At 73.7% G+C, this 19,259-nt stretch carries 19 protein-coding genes; 4 read left to right on the plus strand and 15 right to left on the minus strand.

Annotated features, from left to right (window positions below; all coding sequences use genetic code 11):
• The first annotated feature begins 148 nt into the window (after window positions 1-148).
• The gene (locus tag PV342_RS13645) at window positions 149-1,915 is read left to right on the plus strand and encodes an ABC transporter ATP-binding protein (protein ID WP_386993122.1); all 1,767 of its coding nucleotides are present in this window, start codon (window positions 149-151) and stop codon (window positions 1,913-1,915) included.
• A gap of 81 nt (window positions 1,916-1,996) precedes the next feature.
• On the opposite strand, the gene PV342_RS13650 is transcribed toward PV342_RS13645, so the two are convergent.
• On the minus strand, window positions 1,997-2,233 hold the full coding sequence (locus PV342_RS13650) for a hypothetical protein (protein ID WP_361006768.1): 237 nt from the start codon (window positions 2,231-2,233) through the stop codon (window positions 1,997-1,999).
• Between the two features lie 282 nt (window positions 2,234-2,515).
• Here PV342_RS13650 and PV342_RS13655 point away from each other — a divergent pair, with 282 nt between their 5' ends.
• Together PV342_RS13655 and PV342_RS13660 are read left to right on the plus strand one after the other, a co-directional pair.
• The gene (locus tag PV342_RS13655; RefSeq protein WP_400798348.1) at window positions 2,516-3,715 is read left to right on the plus strand and encodes a PP2C family protein-serine/threonine phosphatase; all 1,200 of its coding nucleotides are present in this window, start codon (window positions 2,516-2,518) and stop codon (window positions 3,713-3,715) included.
• Window positions 3,716-3,951: 236 nt separating this feature from the next.
• Window positions 3,952-4,110 carry a hypothetical protein gene (locus PV342_RS13660; protein ID WP_179279708.1) on the plus strand — a complete coding sequence of 53 codons (159 nt, stop codon included), beginning with the start codon at window positions 3,952-3,954 and terminating at the stop codon, window positions 4,108-4,110.
• Between the two features lie 123 nt (window positions 4,111-4,233).
• Here PV342_RS13660 and PV342_RS13665 read toward each other — a convergent pair whose 3' ends face one another.
• From PV342_RS13665 to PV342_RS13700, 8 genes are all read right to left on the minus strand, one after another.
• Window positions 4,234-4,686, minus strand: coding sequence for a DUF5990 family protein (locus PV342_RS13665; RefSeq protein WP_400798352.1), 453 nt, complete (start codon window positions 4,684-4,686; stop codon window positions 4,234-4,236).
• Window positions 4,687-4,688: 2 nt separating this feature from the next.
• Entirely contained in the window at window positions 4,689-5,060 is a 372-nt protein-coding gene (locus PV342_RS13670; protein WP_386993125.1) for an ASCH domain-containing protein, read from the minus strand.
• Between the two features lie 75 nt (window positions 5,061-5,135).
• A complete protein-coding gene (locus tag PV342_RS13675; RefSeq protein WP_400798356.1) occupies window positions 5,136-6,083 on the minus strand; it encodes a carbohydrate kinase family protein in 948 nt (315 codons plus the stop codon).
• Window positions 6,080-7,069 (minus strand): zinc-dependent alcohol dehydrogenase family protein, encoded by a 990-nt coding sequence (locus tag PV342_RS13680; protein ID WP_400798359.1) that lies wholly within the window; start codon window positions 7,067-7,069, stop codon window positions 6,080-6,082. The genes PV342_RS13675 and PV342_RS13680 overlap by 4 nt, the downstream gene beginning before the upstream one ends.
• Window positions 7,066-7,917 carry a carbohydrate ABC transporter permease gene (locus PV342_RS13685; RefSeq protein ID WP_500317267.1) on the minus strand — a complete coding sequence of 284 codons (852 nt, stop codon included), beginning with the start codon at window positions 7,915-7,917 and terminating at the stop codon, window positions 7,066-7,068. The genes PV342_RS13680 and PV342_RS13685 overlap by 4 nt, the downstream gene beginning before the upstream one ends.
• Complete coding sequence (locus PV342_RS13690) at window positions 7,914-8,888, minus strand: carbohydrate ABC transporter permease (protein ID WP_500317269.1); 975 nt, start codon at window positions 8,886-8,888, stop codon at window positions 7,914-7,916. The genes PV342_RS13685 and PV342_RS13690 overlap by 4 nt, the downstream gene beginning before the upstream one ends.
• A 7-nt stretch (window positions 8,889-8,895) precedes the next feature.
• On the minus strand, window positions 8,896-10,287 hold the full coding sequence (locus tag PV342_RS13695; protein WP_500317270.1) for an ABC transporter substrate-binding protein: 1,392 nt from the start codon (window positions 10,285-10,287) through the stop codon (window positions 8,896-8,898).
• A 115-nt stretch (window positions 10,288-10,402) separates the two neighbouring features.
• Window positions 10,403-11,164, minus strand: coding sequence for a DeoR/GlpR family DNA-binding transcription regulator (locus tag PV342_RS13700; RefSeq protein WP_400798371.1), 762 nt, complete (start codon window positions 11,162-11,164; stop codon window positions 10,403-10,405).
• 267 nt (window positions 11,165-11,431) lie between these two features.
• On the opposite strand from PV342_RS13700, the gene PV342_RS13705 reads away from it, so the two are divergent.
• A complete protein-coding gene (locus PV342_RS13705; protein WP_500317272.1) occupies window positions 11,432-12,340 on the plus strand; it encodes a squalene/phytoene synthase family protein in 909 nt (302 codons plus the stop codon).
• On the opposite strand, the gene PV342_RS13710 is transcribed toward PV342_RS13705, so the two are convergent.
• From PV342_RS13710 to PV342_RS13735, 6 genes are read right to left on the minus strand one after another with little or no spacing between them, the layout of a single operon-like run.
• Window positions 12,288-13,622: a vWA domain-containing protein gene (locus PV342_RS13710; protein ID WP_500317274.1), complete on the minus strand. Its 1,335-nt coding sequence runs from the start codon at window positions 13,620-13,622 to the stop codon at window positions 12,288-12,290. The two genes, PV342_RS13705 and PV342_RS13710, sit on opposite strands and share 53 nt — an antisense overlap.
• Entirely contained in the window at window positions 13,612-14,514 is a 903-nt protein-coding gene (locus PV342_RS13715) for an AAA family ATPase (protein ID WP_018562500.1), read from the minus strand. Before PV342_RS13715 ends, PV342_RS13710 begins: the two co-directional genes overlap by 11 nt.
• Window positions 14,511-15,467, minus strand: coding sequence for an XdhC family protein (locus tag PV342_RS13720; protein WP_386993131.1), 957 nt, complete (start codon window positions 15,465-15,467; stop codon window positions 14,511-14,513). The genes PV342_RS13715 and PV342_RS13720 overlap by 4 nt, the downstream gene beginning before the upstream one ends.
• On the minus strand, window positions 15,464-17,842 hold the full coding sequence (locus tag PV342_RS13725; protein ID WP_500317276.1) for an aerobic carbon-monoxide dehydrogenase large subunit: 2,379 nt from the start codon (window positions 17,840-17,842) through the stop codon (window positions 15,464-15,466). The genes PV342_RS13720 and PV342_RS13725 overlap by 4 nt, the downstream gene beginning before the upstream one ends.
• The gene (locus PV342_RS13730) at window positions 17,839-18,339 is read right to left on the minus strand and encodes a (2Fe-2S)-binding protein (protein ID WP_202470578.1); all 501 of its coding nucleotides are present in this window, start codon (window positions 18,337-18,339) and stop codon (window positions 17,839-17,841) included. Before PV342_RS13730 ends, PV342_RS13725 begins: the two co-directional genes overlap by 4 nt.
• Window positions 18,336-19,226, minus strand: coding sequence for an FAD binding domain-containing protein (locus tag PV342_RS13735; RefSeq protein WP_386993133.1), 891 nt, complete (start codon window positions 19,224-19,226; stop codon window positions 18,336-18,338). Before PV342_RS13735 ends, PV342_RS13730 begins: the two co-directional genes overlap by 4 nt.
• Window positions 19,227-19,259: the final 33 nt, after the last annotated feature.

Here is a 19,259-nt window from a genome sequence, read left to right on the forward strand (position 1 = left end):
CCGGACCGCCACCCCAGTCGGCCGGGACCGGTCAGGAACCCCCGGGCCGTGTCCGTGGGGGCGCTCGCAGCCTAGGATTCCGCGGTGACCGGACGATGAGCCAGTGCCGTCTCATCACCCCGCGCCCTCGTGCACCCGGAGTTCCCGCATGGCGTCGCCGCACGGCCCGCTCGACCACCGCTACCGCGGTGAGCACCCGATCCGCACCCTCGCCTACCTCTTCCGCCACGACCGCGGCCGACTGGCCCTGGCCGTGCTGGCTTTCATGGTCAAGCACACCCCGATCTGGCTGACCCCGCTGGTCACCGCACAGGTCATCGACGTCATCGTGCAGCACCGGCCGCTGTCGGGCATGCTGCTCGGCACCGGTGTGCTGCTGCTGATGCTGGTCCTCAACTACCCCTTCCACCTGCTGTACGTGCGCTGCTGGTACGGCAGCGCACGCCGTACCGGCACCCGGTTGCGCTCCGCGCTCTGCCAGCGCATGCAGCAGCTCTCCATCGGCTACCACACGAAGGTCAATTCCGCCGTTCTGCAGACCAAGGTCATCCGTGACGTCGAGGCCATCGAGCAGGCGGTCCAGCAGACCGGCGACATGGGCCTGTCGGCGCTCGCGACGCTGCTGGGCGCGCTGGTGGTGATCGCCGTGCAGGCGCCGTCCTTCCTGCCGGTCTTCCTGGTCGTCGTGCCCGCGACGTCGGCGCTGGTGATGTGGCTGCGGGGACGGCTGCGCGAGTCCAACGAATCGTTCCGCCAGGAGGTGGAGCAACTCTCCTCCCGCGTCACCGAGATGACCACCCTCATCCCCATCACCCGCGCCCACGGCCTGGAGTCCACCGCGCTGCGCCGTGTCGACGGCACGCTCAGCCAGGTCCTCACCGCGGGGCTGCGCCTGGACCGGCTCAACGGGCGCTTCGGCTCACTGGCCTGGATCGTCCTCAACGTCCTCGGCGTCTGCTGCCTGCTCGGGTCCGCGCTCGCCGCGTACCACGGGTGGCTGGGCGTGACCCCCGGCGACGTCGTCATGCTGACCACCTACTTCTCCGCCCTCACCGCCGCCGTGACGACCCTGCTCAGCCTCACTCCTGTGGTCAGCAAGGGACTGGAGTCGGTGCGCTCGGTCGGCGAGGTGCTGCAGGCGCCCGACCTCGAGCAGAACGCGGGGAAGACCGAGGTGGCCGGCGTCCGGGGACGGGTGGACTTCGAGGGTGTCGGCTTCGCCTACGACGACGCCGCCGACCACTCGGTGCGCGACTTCTCCCTCTCCGTCCGCCCGGGCGAGACCATCGCGCTGGTGGGCACCTCGGGGGCCGGCAAGTCCACCCTCCTCAACCTCGTCATCGGCTTCCTGCGCCCCACCGAGGGCCGGATCCTGCTGGACGGTGCGGACATGGAGACCCTGGACCTGCGCAGCTACCGCCGCTTCGTGTCCGTCGTGCCCCAGGAGTCCATCCTCTTCGAGGGCACCATCCGGGAGAACGTCGGCTACGGCATGCCGGGCGTTCCCGAGGAGGCGGTACGGGAGGCGCTGCGGGCCGCCAACGCCCTGGAGTTCGTGGAACGCCTCCCCGCCGGCCTCGCCACGGTCGTCGGCGAGCGGGGCGCGCGGCTGTCGGGTGGGCAGAAGCAGCGGCTGGCCATCGCCCGGGCGCTGATCCGCGACCCGCGTGTGCTGGTGCTGGACGAGGCCACCTCCGCCCTCGACTCCCGCTCCGAGGCCCTCGTCCAGCAGGCGCTGGAACGCCTGGTGCGCAACCGCACCGTCTTCGTGGTGGCCCACCGGCTGTCCACCATCCGCAACGCCGACCGCATCGTCGTCATGGACGGCGGGAGGATCACCGAGGTCGGCTCGCACGAGCAACTGCTACGGGCCGGCGGCCCGTACACCGCCCTTCGCAGCGCGCAGACCGCCTGAGCCCCCGCCCGCACGCGCCCGGGGGCGCCCTCCGCGTCGGCGGAGCGGCGCCCCCGGGGGCCGCGCGGATCGGGCCGCGGGTCAGCGGCGGTGGTGGTTGACGACGTGGTGGTGGTGACGGTGGTGGCGGTGACCGTGCCAGCGGTGGTGGTGACGCTTGCCGTGGTGACTGTGGTGGCCGCGGCCGTGGTCGCCGTGCGTGGCGTGCGTGCCGGGGGTGCGGACGGACTCCGGCGTGACGGCACCGGCACCCGCCGCACCGCCCAGGACGACGGCGACGGCCACACCGACCGCGGCCACGAAACGGGAAACGCGCATGGATCGACTCCTGTCTCCGCGGGTGCCGTCGGCACCCGCTCGGGTGGAACACGAGAAGCGTCGTGCCCCGGCATGTCCGTCGCGGTGTGCCACGCCCGTATTGGCACACGATTTGCTGGAATATGACGTTCTGTGGAACCGGCGGCTGTGGGCGATCCGGGGAGGTCCGCGCCGCGGTCGCGGCGCCGACGAGGCCGGGGGCGGTGCGATGTTTCGGCCCCGGTGTCCGGGGCAGGCGCCGGTCGTCCCGGCCCCGCGCCGGGGTCGGCGCACCGACAGGTGATGGTGACGGTGGACGACACCGGCTTTGGCGCCCTGCTGAGCGGGCTCCTGCAGCGCTCGCACGAGGTCGCCCCGAAGGACTGGGGCGCGGCCCTCGAGCGTGCCGCGCACGAGGTGGGCCTGGACGACGTGACGGTCCTGCTCGCCGACGTCCGGCAGGTCAGGCTCGTCCCGCTGCCGGGCGATCCGGCCTCCCGCGCCCGCGGGGCCGTGGCCGTCGACGGCACGCCGGCGGGCGCCGCCTACCGGACGGCGTCCCTGCGCCTGAGCGAGCGCGACGACCGGATCACGATGTGGCTGCCGCTCGTCGACGGCGTGGAGCGGGTCGGCGTCATGGAGGTCACCGCCCACCGGATCGACCCCGAACTCCTCTCCCGCTGCCGCGCGCTCGCCGACGTCACGACCCTGACGATCGTCTCCGGGGCGGGGTCCAGTGACGATCTGCTGCGGCTCGTCCGCAGCCGCCCCATGACCACCGCGGCGGAACTCGTGTGGGCCTTCCTGCCCCGGCGGACCATCGGTACGACCGAGGTGACCTCCAGCGCCGTGCTGGAACCCGCCTACGAGATCGGCGGCGACGCCTTCGACCACAGCCTCCAGGACGACCACCTGCACCTGGCGGTGGTCGACGCGATGGGCCACGACCTCGCCTCGGGGCTCACGGCGGCCGTGGCGCTGGCCGGCTGCCGGGGCGCCCGGCGTGCCGGCGCCGACCTGGGCGAGATCGTCAAGACCGTGGACGAGACCCTCGCCGAATGGATCCCGGACCGGTTCGCCACCGCGGTCTTCGCCGACCTCGACGTCCGCAGCGGGCAGTTCGCGTGGGCGAACTGCGGGCACCCCCCGCCCCGGCTGATCCGCGGCCGGCACGTCGTCCCCGGCGCCCTGGAGCGCGACGCGGACCTGCCCCTCGGCCTCGGTTCCGGCTACGGCGGCCGGCCGCGGTCCGTCCACTCCACGCGTCTGGAGCCCGGTGACCGGGTCCTCGTCCACACCGACGGTGTGACCGAGTCCCGCGCCGAGGGCGGCGACGAGTTCGGCGAGCGGCGCCTCACCGAGTACGTCGTGCACGCCACCGCGTTCGGCGACCCCGCCGCGGAGGTCCTTCGGCGGCTGGTCCACGCCATCCTGGCGCACCGGCACGGGCGCCTCGACGACGACGCCACCGTGCTCCTCGCGGAGTGGCACCCCACGCGCTGAACCCGGCCGGCCGAGGTGGTTTCCACCGCGCGGCCCAGGGCAGCCGAAGCCTGGGGTGGGCGACGTGCCCGCGCGGCGGCGAACACGGCCGGTGCCGGGCCCGGCGCGCAGCGCGACACCCGTCGGGTGCCGGGCGGACGCCTGCGATAAACCTGTCCTGATCAGGAATGTCTTGTCGTGTAAATCACGTTCGAATGGGTATGCGGTGTCGAGAAGACATGAGGAGGCGCCCAGCCGTGGACACACGCAACGGCCACCCGACCAGCACCCGCATCCCCCGAGATCAGCAGATACGCACGTGCAGGCCTGCTGTCGTGAAGGAGGGCCGGGGCAATCCGCCGCAGCGGGAGCCCGACAGCGGCAAGGAATGGAACATCGTCAGGGGAGAGGACTGAGGGACCCGTACCCCTGTGTGACCGAGCGGGACCACTGCCCGGCGCCGGTGGGAAGGCGTAAGCGGTCGTGCGGACCGTGGGCGCGCCCACCGGCGGGGTGGTGGTCCCGTTCACGTTCCGTCGTCAGCCCCTGGCGTCCGGTGTCCCCGCCGACCACGTGACCAGCGGCGGCCGCACGGCGGCGCAGAGCGGGCCGCCCCTGACGTCGGTGAGGCCCAGCCGTCCGAGGAGCGTCCCGGAGCGGGCGGCCGCGCGCAGCGTCGCGGGATCGACGCCGTCCAGCATGAGCTTGGCCCGGCGGAACATCGTGAAGTCGCCGGAATGGCCGACCGTGCCCCAGGACAGGTAGACGAAGCGGGCACCGGGGCCGCCCTGGACGTGGGGCCCCGTGACGTCGAACCCGTCCTGGGTCGCACGGATGCGGCAGTCCAGGTCCCACGTCGCCGCCGCGGCGTCGCCAGGCCGGGGATCGAGGAGTTCCGCGGGACGGGCGCGGCGCTGCACGGCGACGTGGACGCCGCGGTGGCCGCCGAAGGTACGGCCGGGCAGGTCGCTCCCCTCGATGCGGAGCCGCACCGTCAGCCGCCTGCCCCGACGAGCCGGAACGCCAGGCACACCACGGGCGTCGCGTCCTCGACGGGAGTGCCCGCCCGTTCCCAGAAGCGGCGGTGCCCGGCCCGCCACGCGTCGAGGGAGGCGTCACCCTCGCCCTCGGCGGCGGCGTGCTCCCACCTCACGTCCGCGAAGGACGTCACCTCCACGTCCGTGATCTCGATGACGCCGACGCAGTGGCACTCCCGGTCCAGCAGCGCCAGGCGCTCGCCGGCGAACTCCAGACCCTCGGTCTCCTCCACGTACTCGGACAGCAGTCCGGTCGTGGCGGTCTTCTTGCCCGCCAGGACCAGGGAGTTGAGCTCGTCCCGGAGCGCGTCGGGCGTGCCGAGCTCCATGGAGCGCATTCCGTCGACCCGCGGCCACATCGTCGTACCGCCCCTCGGTGCGTGGGAGTGCCGTCCGCCGGATCATCACATGACGGGCGCCACCTCCGCCAGGAACGGCGGGTCCGCCCCCGCGCGCCCGCAGGTCAGAGCAGCGACCCGCGCGGCGAGCTCCAGTGCCCCGGCCACCGCGGGCGGCGGGGAGCCGCCGTCCGCGGTGCCGCGCAGCCGCCCGCGGGCCGCCGCCCCGCCGAGCAGCCCGGCGCGGAGGAGGCCGGAGAGCAGACCCGCCATGAAGGCGTCGCCGGCGCCGATCGTGTCGACGACGCGCACCGGGTGGGCGGGGACCCGGTGACGTCCGCCCGGGGCCCAGTGGGCCTCGGCGCCCGCCGCGCCCCGGGTGAGGACGACCAGGCGCGGACCGCGGCGCGCCCACTCGGCGGCCACCTCCCCCGGATCCCGTCCCGGGTGCAGCCACCCCAGGTCCTCCTCGCTGGCCTTCACCACGTCGGCGAGCGCCACCAGCCGTTCGACGCGCGGGCGTTCGTCACCGGGCGGGCCGAGCAACGCCGGTCTGAGGTTCGGGTCGTACGAGACGGTGTGCCCCCGGCGCCGGACGGCCCCGACCAGGCTGAGGATCCGTCCCGCGCCCGGCTCCAGCGCGGTGGCGATCGATCCGGTGTGCAGGTGCCCGGGCACGTCGAGCGGGGCGACCGGGGGCAGGTCCCAGGTGATGTCGAACCGGTACGCGGCGCTGCCGTTCCCGTCGAGCTCCGCCCTGGCCGTGGACGTCGGGGCGTGGACGACCGACCCCGCCAGCAGCCGGACGCTCCCCTCCGCCAGCCGTTCGGCGAGCGCGTCGCCGTGGGCGTCCCGGCCGATGCGCGTGGCCAGGGTGACCGGGTGCCCGAGCCGGGCGAGGCCGAGCGCGGTGTTGGCCGGGCTGCCGCCCGGGTGGGTCTGCCGCGTCCCGTCGGGTGCGACGACCACGTCGGTCAGCGACTCGCCGGCGACCAGCGTGGCGGGCGCCGTCACGGCCGCACCAGGATCTTGCGGCCGATGCCCGCCTTGAAGCGCTCGATGGCGTGGGGGTAGTCGGTGAGCGGGAACCGGTCGCTGATGAACACCCCGGGGTCCAGCACCCCGGCGGCGAACAGTTCGGCGGCCCGCTCGTAACTGTGCAGGACGGCCATGGAGCCGGTGATGGTGATCTCCTGGTTGTAGATCCGGTACGGCTCGATGACGGCGCGCGCGGCGTAGTCGGCCACCCCGAACTGCAGGAAGGTGCCGCCCCTGCCGACCCGTCGCAGCCCGTCCTGGATGGCGGCGGCGTTGCCGGTGGCGTCCACGACGACCTCCCAGCCGCGCGGCCGGGTGATCTCCTGCGCCGAGCCGGCGGTGTTGTCGCAGCCCAGCAGCCGCGCCGTGGCGAGCCGTTCGGGGTTGACGTCGACGACGTCCACGCTCGCCGCGCCCGTGCGCTTGGCGAGTTCCAGCATCATCAGGCCCATCGTTCCCGAGCCGTAGATCAGCACATGGGCGCCGAGCCGGCCGCGCAGCACGTCGTAGCCGCGCACGGCGCACGACAGCGGCTCGATCAGCGCCGCGTCGGCGGTCGCCACATGGTCGGGCAGGACGACGCAGTTGGCGACCGGCGCGACGGCGAACTCCGCCGCTCCGCCCGGCTCGGTGACCCCGATCGCGGCCCACCGCTCGCACAGGTTGCCGCGGCCCTGCCGGCAGTAGTGGCACTCGCCGCAGTGCAGCGAGGGGTCGACGGCGACCCGGTCGCCGACCGCCACCTCGGTGACGGCCGAGCCGACCGCGACCACCTCCCCGGCGAACTCGTGCCCCGGCACGATGGGCAGCGTCGGCGCGAACTCACCCTGCAGGATGTGCAGATCGGTTCCGCACAGCCCGCAGGCCGCGACCGCGACCACCACGTCGCGCGGACCGGGTGCGGGGTCCTCGACGGTGGCGAGCTCGATCTTCCCGGGCTCGGCGATGACGACTGCCTTCACTTGACGGCTCCCAGTGACAGGCCCTGGACCAGGCGGTCCTGGGCGGCGAATCCGGCGACGAGGACGGGCAGGGACACCACGACGGCCGCGGCGCAGACCTTGGCGAGGAAGAGTCCCTGACTGGTGACGAAGGAGGTGAGGAAGACCGGCGCGGTCACCGAGCGGACACCGGTGAGCACCCGGGCGAAGAGCATCTCGTTCCAGCTGAAGATGAAGCAGATCAGCGAGGTGGCGGCGATGCCGGGGGCGGAGACGGGGATGACGATCCGGCGGAACACGGCCGACAGCCCGGCTCCGTCGATCGCGGCGGCCTCCAGGATCGCCACCGGGATCTCGGCGAGGAAGGACCGCATCATCCAGACCGCGATCGGCAGGTTCATCGAGGTGTAGAGCAGGACCATCAGCCAGACGTTGTCCAGCAGTCCGAGGTTCTGCGCCACGAGGTAGACCGGCAGCAGCCCGGCGACCGCGGGCAGCATCTTCGTCGACAGGAAGAAGAACAGCACGTCGGACCACTTGCGGACGGGCCGGATCGACAACGCGTACGCGGCCGGTATCGCGAGCGCCAGCACCAGCAGGGTGGAGACCACGCTCGCCGTGGCCGAGTTGACCAGGGCGGGCCAGGGACTCGCGCCCGTGGCGGCGCCGAAGAACTCCCGGTAGCCGTCCAGGGTGAGCCCCGCGCCCGATGAGGGCGGGTTGGTGGCGGCGTCCGTCTCGCTGTGCAGCGAGGTCAGTACCATCCAGGCGATCGGCAGGACGAACAGCAGGGCGGCGGCCCAGGCGGCCAGCCCCCACAGGGAGGCGGAGCGGCGCCTGCGGACCTCGGGCGCGGCCAGGGCGCTCATGAGGACTCCTCCCTCAGCAGGGTCGACACCAGGCGCAGCGCCAGGGTGGCGACGACGATGGTCCCGGCGACGACGACCACGCCGGCCGCCGACGCCCGTCCGTAGTCGTGGGCCTTGTAGAAGGACTCGTAGACCGTGTACGGCAGGTTGGCGGTGCCCAGGCCGCCCGAGGTGAGGGTGAAGACCGCGTCGAAGTTCTGCACGACGTAGACCGAGCCGAGCAGCGCCGCCAGTTCGAGGTAGCGCCGCAGGTGCGGCAGGGTCAGGAAGCGGAAGACCTGCCAGGCGTTCGCGCCGTCCACCCGGGCCGCCTCCACCGCCTCCGTGGAACGGCTCTGCAGCCCGGCGAGCAGGATCAGCATCATGAACGGGGTCCACTGCCACACCAGCGAGGCCCCGATCGCCCCGAGCGGCATCGAGGTGATCCAGTCCGGCTGCGGCGGGCGTTCGCTGCCGAACAGCTGCCACAGCCAGGTCAGCGCGCCGTTGAACAGCCCGTACTCGGGGTTGTAGAGGGCGTGCTTCCACAGCAGCGCCGAGGCGACCGGCACCAGCAGGAAGGGCGCGATCAGCAGGGTCCGCACCAGCCCCCGGCCCCGGAAGCGGCGGTCCAGCAGCAGCGCGAGCCCCAGCCCCAGCAGCAGGCTGACCAGGACGACACCGGCCGTGAGCCACACGGTGGTCAGGACCGACGCCCGCAGGCCGGCGTCGCCGAACACGTCGGCGTAGTTGGTCAGTCCGGTGAAGCCGCGCCGGTCGGGGTAGAGGGCGTTCCAGTCCATGAAGGAGATCGCCAGTGTGGCCACGAAGGGCAGCTGGGTCACGACCACCATGAACACCAGCGCCGGCATCAGGGGTGCGCGCCGGGCCCAGGCGGCGGCCCGGCCCGGGCCCGGGGTCCGGGCGGGCACCGGCCGGACCGCTGCCCGGCCGCGCACCTCCTCGGTGACGGTGCTCGACGTACCGGTCATGGCCGAATCACCCGTTCCGGTACTGGGCGGCGACCTTCTCCGCGAGCTGCTGGGACTTGTCGAGCGCGGCGTCCACCGAGGTGCGCCCGGCGATGGCGGAGGCGATCTCCTGCGAGACCTTGGTGCCGAGGTCGGGGAACTCGGGGATGTCGACGAACTGGATGCCGAGCGTCGGCCTCGGCTGGACGCCGGGGTCGCGCGGGTCGGCCCCGGCGATGGCCTCCTCGGTGGCCTTGGCGAAGGGGCCCGCCACCTTCAGGTAGTCCGCGTTCTCGTACGTGGAGGTGCGCTTGCCCGCGGGGACACGGGCCCAGCCGAGCTTCTCGCCGACGAGTTCCTCGTACCCCTTGCCGGACGCCCAGGCCACGAACTTCGCCGCGTCGTCCTGGCGCTTGCTCGCCTTCTGGATGCCCCAGGCCCAGGTGTACAGCCAGCCGGAGCTGTCCGTCTTCACCACGGGCGCCGGCGCGTAGCCGACCTTGCCGGCGACGGGGGAGTCGGCGCTGTCGAGGATCCCGGCCGCCGAGGTGGCGTCGTACCACATGGCGGACTTGCCCTGCTGGAAGGCGCCCAGGCACTCGGCGAAGCCGGCCTGCGGCGCGCCCGCCTCGCCGTGCTCGCGGACCAGGTCGACGTAGAACTTCGTCGCCTCCTTGAAGGCGGGCGCGTTCACCTGCGCCTTCCAGTCCTTGGTGAACCAGGTGCCGCCGAAGGTGTTGACGACGGTGGTCAGCGGCGCCATCACCTCGCCCCAGCCGGGCAGTCCGCGCAGGCAGATGCCCTTCATGCCGGGCTCGGCGCCGTCCGCCTGCTTCGCGAGGGCGGCGACCTGCTGCCAGGTGGGGCGCTCGGGCATGGTGAGGCCCTTCGCCTCGAACACGTCCTTGCGGTACATCAGGAACGACGACTCGCCGTAGAACGGTTCGGCGTACAGCCTGCCGTCGGCGCCGGTCAGGCTCTCCCTCATCGAGGGGAGGATGTCCGCCTGGTCGAAGCCGGGGTCCTTGGCGACCGTGTCGTCCATCGGGGCCAGCCAGCCGTTCTTGCCGTAGATGGGCGCCTCGTAGTTGCTGATGGAGGCGACGTCGTAGGTACCGGCCTGGCTGGAGAACTCCTGGCTGATCTTGTCGCGGACGTCGTTCTCGGGCAGCACCGTGAAGTTGACCTCGATGCCGGTGTCCTTGGTGAAGTCCGACGCGGTCAGCTTCTGCAGGTCCAGCATCTGCGGGTTGTTGACCATCAGGACGTTCACGGAGGCGCCGCCCCCGCCGTCCCCTCCGCCGCCGCCCGCGCCGGCGCAGCCGGTGGCGAGCAGGGCCGTGCAGGCCGCGAGTGCGGTCAGCCGGACGGTGGAGCGGCGCCGTGGCGCCCTTCCGCGGTCGGTGTCGGAACCGGGCATGGGGAGGCCTTCCTGTGAGGGGGATCCCGGCGGCGCTCCGAGGGCTCGGGGCGCTTCGGGGCGTGCCGGGGCGACCTGCGGCGGCTCGCGCGCAGGGTGAGGCGGGTGCGGTGGCTCAGACGCGGATGACGTTGGGGCCGAGCAGCGAGTAGCGGTGGGCCTCGGGGGCCGGCAGGCCCGTGTCGGTGACGATCGTCTCGAAGTCGCCGACCTCCGCGAACCGGCAGAAGCTCGAGGCGCCGAACTTGGTGTGGATGCCCACCAGGACGCGGCGCCGCGCGGAGCGCACCGCCTGCGCCTTGACGTCCGCGACGACCGGATCGGGGGTGGTCAGGCCGAAGTCGCGGGATATGCCGTTGGCTCCCATGATCGCCAGGTCGATGACGAAGGAGGACAGCATCTGGGTGGCCCAGGAGCCGACGGTGGCCAGGGTGCGGCCCCGTACCCGGCCCCCGAGCAGCAGCACGGTGGTCTCCGGGGACTGGGCGACCGCCGCCGCGGTCGGCAGCGAGGCGGTCACCACGGTCAGCGGACGGTCGGTGGGGAGCAGCGCCGCCAGCAACTGCTGGGTGTAGCCCTCGTCGACGAAGACCGTCTCCGCCTCTCCGAGCAGCTTCACCCCCGCCGCGGCGATCCGGCGCTTGCCCTCCACCTGGTGGGTCTCGCGGCGGGCCAGGTCCGTCTCGAAGCCGGCGCTCTCCACGGGGTAGGCCCCGCCGTGGGTACGGCGGACGAGTCCGCGCCGCTCCAGCTCGCTCAGGTCGCGGCGGATCGTCTCCGGCGCCACCTTGAACTCGGCGGCCAGCGCGGTGACCTCCACCCGTCCGGACTGCCGTACCAGGGCCAGGATCCTGTGCTGCCGTTCGTCGCCGCGCATGGCCGCACCTCCCTCGTCCCGGTTCCGTCATGGCCGTTCGGGCATCGGCCGCCCGTTTACGCCCGTCCGAGATTTATACCGCCGGGGACAGCGAGGCGGTCAGCCCGTACAAGGGCGGAGTCCGCCCGTTTCTGCCCGTTTCCGTGAGGGTGGTGGCGCAGGTCAGCGATGGTCCGGCGGGATCACGCCCGTGAGTTTGCGGGTTTTTCTGCGTTTGGGTGATCATCGGTGGCGTCCGGCCGGTGCGACGACGGGAGCGGTGCGGCGATGACCAGGTGGCGGAAGACCCTCGACCGGGCCGGCATCACCGACCCCGCGCTCCGCGAGGCGTACACCGCGCAACGCCGCCTGGTCGCGGGCTTCGACCGGGCCTCGTACGCCGCGGTGCGGCTGCTGCTGCCGGCGCCGGTCGTCCCCGACGCCCTCGCGGCCACCGCCTTCATGCACCACGGCGACAACCTCCTGGACCGGGGCCCGGACGGTCGCCGTGCCTTCGCCGAGTGGGAGGGCCGGGTCCGGGCGGCCCTCGCCGGCGCCCCGGCGGACCCCCTGACGCGTGCCCTCGCGCACACCGTCACCCGGCGGCCGGTGCTGCGCGCCATCGTCGCGGACTACCTGGTCGCCGCCCCCGCCGACGCGCAGTGGCGCGGCTTCGCCACCGAGGCCGACTTCCAGGCCTACGTCGACGCGTACTCGCTGCCCGCCTTCCTCCTCGTCGCGGGACTGCTCGCGCCGCCGGCCGGCTTCGACGCCTACCGCGCCGCCTGCCGCACCTTCATCGAGGCCGCCCAGCGCCTGGACTTCCTGGAGGACATGGCGGAGGACCTCGCGGACGGGCGGCTGGGCGTCACCGAGGACGCCCTCGCCCGCCACGGCCTGAGCCGGACGGCCATGGAGCAGGACCCCGATCCGGGGTCGGTGACCGCCCTCGTCGGGGACCAGGCCGGGCTGGTCCGGGCGGGCCTCGCCGGCGCGTGGGAACTGGTGGACCTCGTACCGGAGCCCAACCGGCCCATGGTCCGGGCCCTCGTCACGCTCCAGGGGCACCGGTTGCGCGGCGCGGAGCGCGCCGGCGCGACGCTGGCCCGGCGGCCCGCCCCGCGTCCGCTCGGTCCCGCTCTGCTCACCCTGCTCCGCGCGTACGCGGGCACCTTCCGCCACCGCTCCCGGTCCTGAACGCGACGTTTCCGCTTCCGGTTCCTCTTCCGTCCGCGCCTTTGCCGATCGCCTCGGCCACTTCCGCGAGCGCGGCGAAGGTGTGGCCGCTCACGAACTCGTCGCAATGGGGGAGTGCCGCCGCCATGCCGCCCGCGAGCGGCAGGTAACCCGGCGCCGCCTTGCGCGGGTTGACCCACACCACGCGGTGGGCCAGCCGCCGCAGCCGGGCCGCCTCGCGTCCCACGGCCCGCGGGTCCTCGCCCTCCCACCCGTCGGAGAAGATCACCACGACGGCGCCGCGCGCCATGCCCCGGCGCCCGAAGCGGTCGTTGAACTCCGCCAGCGCGTGGCCGATCCGGGTGCCGCCCGACCAGTCCGACGCGACGGCCCCCACCCGGCGCAGCGCCGCGTCCACCCCGTACCGCCCCGAGTGACGCAGCACCGGGGTGAGGCGGGTCAGGCGCGTGGCGAAGACGAAGACCTCGGCGGACAGACCCACCGCCGCCGCGCGGGGGAAGAGCCTGAGGTAGGCACGGGCGTACGGCTCCATCGAACCGGAGACGTCGCAGAGCAGCACCAGCGGGCGGCGCCGCAACCGGTGGCGCGACCGGGCCAGGCGCACGGGCTCCAGACCCGTCCCGCGGATCGCGCGCAGCGTACGCCGCGGGTCCACGCGGGGGCCGTGCGGGTCGGCGTCGCGGCGCCGGGTCCTGCGCAGCGGGGTGCGCAACGCGATCAGCTCCATCAGCCGGTCCAGGTCGGCCAGTTCCGCGGCCTCCAGAGCGGCGAAGTCCCTGTGGGCGACGACCTCCGCGGTGCTGCCCGCCGTCGGCACCGTCCCCGCGGGGCCGTCCGCCTCCTCCCCGGAACGGGGCGCGGCAGCCGCCCGTACCGGACCCGCACCGGCCGGGGCCCGGCCCGGTGCCGTGCGGGCGCCGGGGGCCGGGGCCCGTATCTGTTCCTCCTCGGCGCCCGGCGGTGCGGCGGTGCGGCCGCCGCGCTCCGCGGGGACGCCCCCGGGACCGCCGAACACGGCCTCGAAGACCCGGTCGAAGGGCGCGATCAGTTCCCGGTCGGTGACGAAGGCCAGCCGCGCGGTCCAGTACAGGGCCTCGCGGTCCACCGGGGGCGCCAGCTGCAGGGACCGCAGGAAGCACACCGTCCGCTCGGGGGTGACCGGCAGACCGGCGCGGCGCAGCGCCCCGCCGAGCCGGCCGCCGAACTCGGCCGTGTCGAACAGGGGCAGGGGCAGGTGCAGGGGCAGGGGCGGAGGCGGCGCGGGCGACCGCTCAGGCGTCACGGCCGCTGCCCACCAGCCACTCCAGGCCGCGTTCTCGCGCCAGTTCCTGGTCCTCCCGGTACTTCAGCAGTGTGCCCAGGGTCGCCCCGGCGGCCTCGGCGTCCAGCCGCCGTACGCCGAGCAGGGCGAGCGCCGCGAGCCAGTCGATGCTCTCGGCGATCCCCGGGGCCTTCTGGATCTCCAGGGTGCGCAGCCGCCGTACCGCCGCCGAGATCGCCTCCGCGAGTTCCGCCGAGGTCCCCGGCACCCGGCGGCGGACGATCCGCACCAGGCGCTCGGGGTCCGGGTAGTCGATCCAGTGGTAGAGGCAACGCCGCTTCAAGGCGTCGTGCAGATCACGGGTCCGGTTCGAGGTGAGCACCACGACCGGTGGCACCACGGCACGGATCGTGCCGACCTCCGGGATCGTCACCGCCGCCTCGGCCAGCACCTCGAGCAGGAACGCCTCGAAGTCGTCGTCCGCCCGGTCGATCTCGTCGATCAGCAGCACCGCCGGCTCCGGTCCGGGGTGGGTGAGCGCGGTCAGCACGGGCCGCCGCAGCAGGTACTCCTCCGTGAACAGGTCCGCCTCGGCGAGACGTTCGCCGCGCGACTCGGCGAGCCGGATGCCCAGCAGCTGGCGGGCGTGGTTCCACTCGTACAGCGCCTCCGCCGCGTCGAGGCCGTCGTAGCACTGCAGCCGCACCAGCGGGCCGCCCAGCACGTCGGCCAGGGCCTTCGCGGCCTCTGTCTTGCCGACCCCGGCCTCGCCCTCCAGCAGCAGCGGCTGCGGCAGCCGCAGCGCCAGGAACAGCGCGGTGACCAGCCCGGGGTCGGCGAGGTAGCCGCGCTCGTCGAGCGCCCGGCGCAGACCGGCGGGGTCGGGGACGCGCTCCTGCGTGAACGTGCTCACCGCGCCTCCGCGTAACGGCCGGGCTCGGCCTCGAACGCCGTGCGGCAGCCCTCGCAGCAGAACCAGCGGCGCTCGCCCCCGGCGTCGGAGTACGGGGTGCCCGGTACGGCGGCCACCGTCATCCCGCACACCGGGTCCGGCGCGGTGCGCGGTTCGGGCCGACCCGTGGCGGCCGGCCCGCCCACCGGGGCCGCGCTCCGCGCACCGTCCCGGCCCCGCACCGAGGCGACCACCTCGGCGAGGATGGACAGCGCGATCTCGCCCGGCGTGCGGGCGCCGATCCACAGGCCCGCGGGAGTGCGGACCGCGTCCCGCTGCTCCCGCGTCAGGTCCAGCCCGCCGACCACCGCCGCGCCGCGCCGCGGACTGGCCACCAGCCCGACGTACGGCACGCCCGCGCGCACCGCCGCCGTCAGCGCGGCCTCCTCGTCCCGGCCGTGCGAGGCCACGACGACCGCGTGCACCCCGGCCAGCGACTCGGCGGCGAACCCGCCGGCGGGCGGCCCGGCCACCTCGTAGCCGAGGCCGGGTCCGAAGCCCGTCAGCGCCCGGGCGATGGGCGTCTCGCCCAGCACCAGGACCCGCGGGGCGGGGCGCCGGGGCTCGAGGAAGATCTCCAGCTCCCCGCCCGACAGGCACGGGTTGCGCAGGCTCAGCGCCCCCTCGACCGCCTCCGCCTCCCCGGCGGCGCCCTCCTCGGCCGCCTCCGGGGAGATCCGCAGCAGCAGCGCCTCTCCGCTCGCCAGCGTCCGCAGCGCCTGCGCGCGGACCGTGGCCTCCGCGCAGACGCCGCCGACGAACCCCTCGATCCGCCCGTCCTCCAGCACCACGGCGGTGTCCCCGGGGCGCGCGCTCGCCGGCCGGCGGGCGCGCACCACGGTCGCGCGGACGAACGGCACGTGGCGCGCGGTGAGTTCGGCGATCCGCGCGTCCGGCACGGGGGCCTGGCTCACTGCGGCGCCTCGACCTGGCCGTGCCGCATCGCCTGCCACACCCGGCCGGGTGTGAGCGGCATGTCGGCGTGGCGCACGCCGATCGCGTCCAGCACCGCGTTGACCACCGCCGGGGGCGAACCGACGGTCGCGGACTCGCCGATGCCCTTGGCGCCGATCGGGTGGTGCGGCGACGGGGTGACGGTGTGCCCCAGCTCCCAGGCGGGCACCTCCAGCGCGGTCGGCAGCAGGTAGTCCATGAAGGAGCCGGACAGGCAGTTGCCGTCCTCGTCGAAGCCGATGAACTCCATCAGGGCCATGCCGACCCCGTCCGCGAGGCCGCCGTGCACCTGCCCCTCGATGATCATGGGGTTGATGCGCGTCCCGCAGTCGTCCACCGCGATGAAGCGCCGCACCTTGACCGCGCCCGTGCCCGGGTCGACGTCGACCACGCAGACGTACGCCCCGAACGGGTATGTGAGGTTGGGCGGGTTGTAGACCGTGGTGGCCTCCAGATGGCCCTCCACGCCCTCCGGCAGTTCCAGCGCGCCGTGCGCGGCCAGGGCGATCTCCTGGATCGTCCGGGTCATCGCCGGGTCGCCCTTGACCGACCACCGGCCCTTGGTCCACTCCAGGTCCTCCGGGGACACCTCCAGCATCGCCCCCGCGATGATGCGCGCCTTGTCCCGCACCTTGCGGGCCACCAGCGCGGCGGCCGCCCCCGACACCGGCGTGGACCGGGAGCCGTAGGTGCCGAGCCCGAAGGGCGTCTGGTCGGTGTCGCCGTGCACGACGTCGATGTCCTCGGGCGGGATGCCCAGTTCCCCGGCGACGATCTGCGCGAACGTCGTCTCGTGGCCCTGCCCCTGCGTCTGCACGCTGAGCCGCACCACGGCCTTGCCGGTCGGATGGACGCGCAACTCGCAGCCGTCGGCCATGCCCAGGCCCAGGATGTCCATGTGCTTGCGCGGGCCCGCGCCGACCGTCTCGGTGAAGAACGACAGCCCGATGCCCATGAGTTCGCCGCGCTCGCGCTTCTCCGCCTGCTCGCGGCGCAGTTCCTCGTAGCCCGCGAGGTCCATGGCCTTGCGCAGACACGCCGGGTAGTCGCCGGAGTCGTACTCCCATCCCGTCTTGTTCTGGTACGGGAACTGCTCGGGCCGCAGCAGGTTGCGCATCCGCAGCTCCGCCGGGTCGGCGCCGAGTTCGGCCGCGAGGCAGTCCACCATGCGCTCGATCAGGTAGACGGCCTCGGTGACGCGGAAGGAGCAGGCGTAGGCGACGCCGCCCGGCGCCTTGTTGGTGTAGACGCCGGTGACCTCGCAGTGCGCGGCCTCGATGTCGTACGAGCCGGTGAAGATGTGGAAGAAGCCCGCCGGGTACTTCGTCGGCTGCGCCGTGGAGTTGAAGGCACCGTGGTCGGCGAGGACCTTGACGCGCACCCCGAGGATGCGGCCCTCCGCGGTCGCCGCGATCTGCCCGGTCATGTGGTAGTCGCGGGCGAAGGAGGTGCTCATGAGGTTCTCCGAGCGGTCCTCCACCCACTTGACCGGCCTCCCCGTGACGATCGAGCCGACGACCGCGCACACGTATCCGGGGTAGATGCCCACCTTGTTGCCGAAGCCGCCGCCGATGTCCGGGGCGATGACCCGGATCTTGTGCTCGGGCAGCCCCGCGACCATCGCGTAGAGCGTGCGGTGCGCGTGCGGCGCCTGGGTGGTCGTCCAGAGCGTCAGCTTGCCGTCGACGGGGTCCATGGAGGCCACCGCGCCGCACGTCTCCAGGGGCGCGGGGTGCACGCGCGGGTAGAGCATCGTCTGCTCGACGACGACGTCGGCGCGGGAGAACACCTCGTCCGTGGCGGCCCGGTCGCCGGCCTCCCAGTCGAAGATGTGGTTGTCGGTACGCCCCTCCAGGTCGTCGCGGATGACCGGCGCGGCGGGGTCGAGGGCGCGGCGGGCGTCGACGACGGGGTCGAGCGGCTCGTAGTCCACGTCGATCAGCTCGATCGCGTCGCGGGCCGCGTAGTGGTCCTCGGCGACGACGAAGGCCACCTCCTGGCCCTGGAAGCGCACCTTGTCGGTGGCGAGCACCGCCTGGGTGTCCATCGACAGCGTCGGCATCCACGCCAGGCCGAGCCCGGCCAGCGTCTCCCCGGTGATGACCGCCTTCACCTTGGGGTGCGCTTCGGCAGCGGAGGTGTCGATGGACACGATCCGGGCGTGCGCGAAGGGGCTGCGCAGCACCGCGCCGTGGAGCATGCCCGGCAGCTTGACGTCGTCCACGTAACGGCCCTTGCCGCGGACGAAGCGCGGGTCCTCCTTGCGCTTCATCCGGCCGAAGCCGATCGGCCGCTCCTCGGCGGCGGGGGCGGCGGGTTCCTCGACGGTGGTCATGCCTGGGTCCCCGCTTCCTCACGGCCCGCGGACTCGTGGGCGGCGGCCCACCGGATCGCCTTGACGATGTTGAGGTAGCCCGTGCACCGGCACAACTGCCCCGAGATGGCCTCGCGGACCTCGTCCTCGGACGGGTCGGGGTTGCGGTCCAGCAGCGCCCGGCCGCTGAGCATCATCCCCGGGGTGCAGAAGCCGCACTGCAGCCCGTGCTCCTCGATGAAGCCCTGCTGCACCGGGTCGAGCCGGTCGCCGTCCGCCATCCCCTCGACGGTGCGGATCTCGTGGCCCTCGGCCATGGCGGCCAGGACCGTGCAGCTCTTGACCGGCTCGCCGTCCATCAGCACCACGCAGGTGCCGCAGTTGCTCGTGTCGCAGCCCCAGTGCGTCCCGGTCAGCTCCAGGTCGTCGCGGAGGAACCGGACCAGCAGGTGGCGGGCCTCCACCTCGCGGGTGTGGTCCTCGCCGTTGACGTTCACCGTGATCCGCACGTCCGTCATCCCTCCCTCACGGCCGCGGCCGGGGCGGCGGCCCGGGCGACAGCGCGCCGCAGGGCCCTCTTGGTCAGTTCTCCGGCCAGATGCCGCTTGTAGTCGGCCGGCCCGCGGCTGTCGGTGACGGGCGAGCAGCTCGCCGACGCCACCCGCCCGGCCTCCTCGAAGAGTTCCGGCGACGGCTCACCGCCCTCGAGTAATTCCTGCACCGCCTCCGCGTGCAGCCCGCCGGCGCCGACCGCCGCCAGACCCACGCCCACGTGCGTCATGCGCCCGTCCTCCAGGCAGAGCGCCACCCCGGCCGCCGCCACCGCCCAGTCGCCGGCCTTGCGCTCCAGCTTCTCGTAGGCGCTGCCGGAGCCCGGCCGGACCGGGAAGCGCACCTCGGTGAGCATCTCGCCGGCGCCGACCGCCGTCTCGTACGGGCCGCGGTGGAAGTCGGTCATGGCGACGCTGCGTTCGCCGTCCGAGCCGCGGATCACGGCCACCGCGTGCAGCGCCGCGCACACCGCCGACAGGTCCTCGGACGGATCGGCCTGGCACAGCGAGCCGCCGATGGTGCCCCGGTTGCGGACCGGCGGGTCGGCGATCACCCGCTCGGCGTCGTGGATGATCGGGAAGTGCCGTCCGACCAGCGGCGACTCCAGCAGGGTGCGGTGCCGGGTGAGGGCCCCCACCCGCAGCTCGCCGCCGGTCTCGTCGATGTGGTCGAGTTCGGTGAGGTCGTTGATGTCGACGAGCACCTCCGGCCCGGCCAGGCGCAGCTTCATCATGGGGAGCAGGCTGTGCCCTCCCGCGAGGACCCTGGCCTCCTCGCCGAAGCGCCCCAGCAGTTCCAGGGCCTCCTCCACGCTCTGCGCCCGCTGGTACTCGAACGAAGCGGGTACCTGCACGGCACCCTCCTTCCCTGCCCGGACGGTGGACGA

The organism is Streptomyces sp. PA03-3a (assembly GCF_033792735.1).
Classification (GTDB): Bacteria; Actinomycetota; Actinomycetes; order Streptomycetales; family Streptomycetaceae; genus Actinacidiphila.

Bases quoted from the DNA above. Each gene is read 5' to 3' on its own strand.
- PV342_RS13700 (WP_400798371.1), bottom strand. From the start codon at position 11,164: ATGCGCGGCGACGAACGGCAGCACAGGATCCTGGCCCTGGTACGGCAG.
- PV342_RS13670 (WP_386993125.1), bottom strand. From the start codon at position 5,060: ATGGAGCTCGGCACGCCCGACGCGCTCCGGGACGAGCTCAACTCCCTG.
- PV342_RS13655 (WP_400798348.1), top strand. From the start codon at position 2,516: ATGGTGACGGTGGACGACACCGGCTTTGGCGCCCTGCTGAGCGGGCTC.
- PV342_RS13725 (WP_500317276.1), bottom strand. From the start codon at position 17,842: ATGACCACCGTCGAGGAACCCGCCGCCCCCGCCGCCGAGGAGCGGCCG.
- PV342_RS13650 (WP_361006768.1), bottom strand. From the start codon at position 2,233: ATGCGCGTTTCCCGTTTCGTGGCCGCGGTCGGTGTGGCCGTCGCCGTC.
- PV342_RS13645 (WP_386993122.1), top strand. From the start codon at position 149: ATGGCGTCGCCGCACGGCCCGCTCGACCACCGCTACCGCGGTGAGCAC.
- PV342_RS13685 (WP_500317267.1), bottom strand. From the start codon at position 7,917: ATGAGCGCCCTGGCCGCGCCCGAGGTCCGCAGGCGCCGCTCCGCCTCC.
- PV342_RS13730 (WP_202470578.1), bottom strand. From the start codon at position 18,339: ATGACGGACGTGCGGATCACGGTGAACGTCAACGGCGAGGACCACACC.
- PV342_RS13705 (WP_500317272.1), top strand. From the start codon at position 11,432: ATGACCAGGTGGCGGAAGACCCTCGACCGGGCCGGCATCACCGACCCC.
- PV342_RS13690 (WP_500317269.1), bottom strand. From the start codon at position 8,888: ATGACCGGTACGTCGAGCACCGTCACCGAGGAGGTGCGCGGCCGGGCA.
- PV342_RS13695 (WP_500317270.1), bottom strand. From the start codon at position 10,287: ATGCCCGGTTCCGACACCGACCGCGGAAGGGCGCCACGGCGCCGCTCC.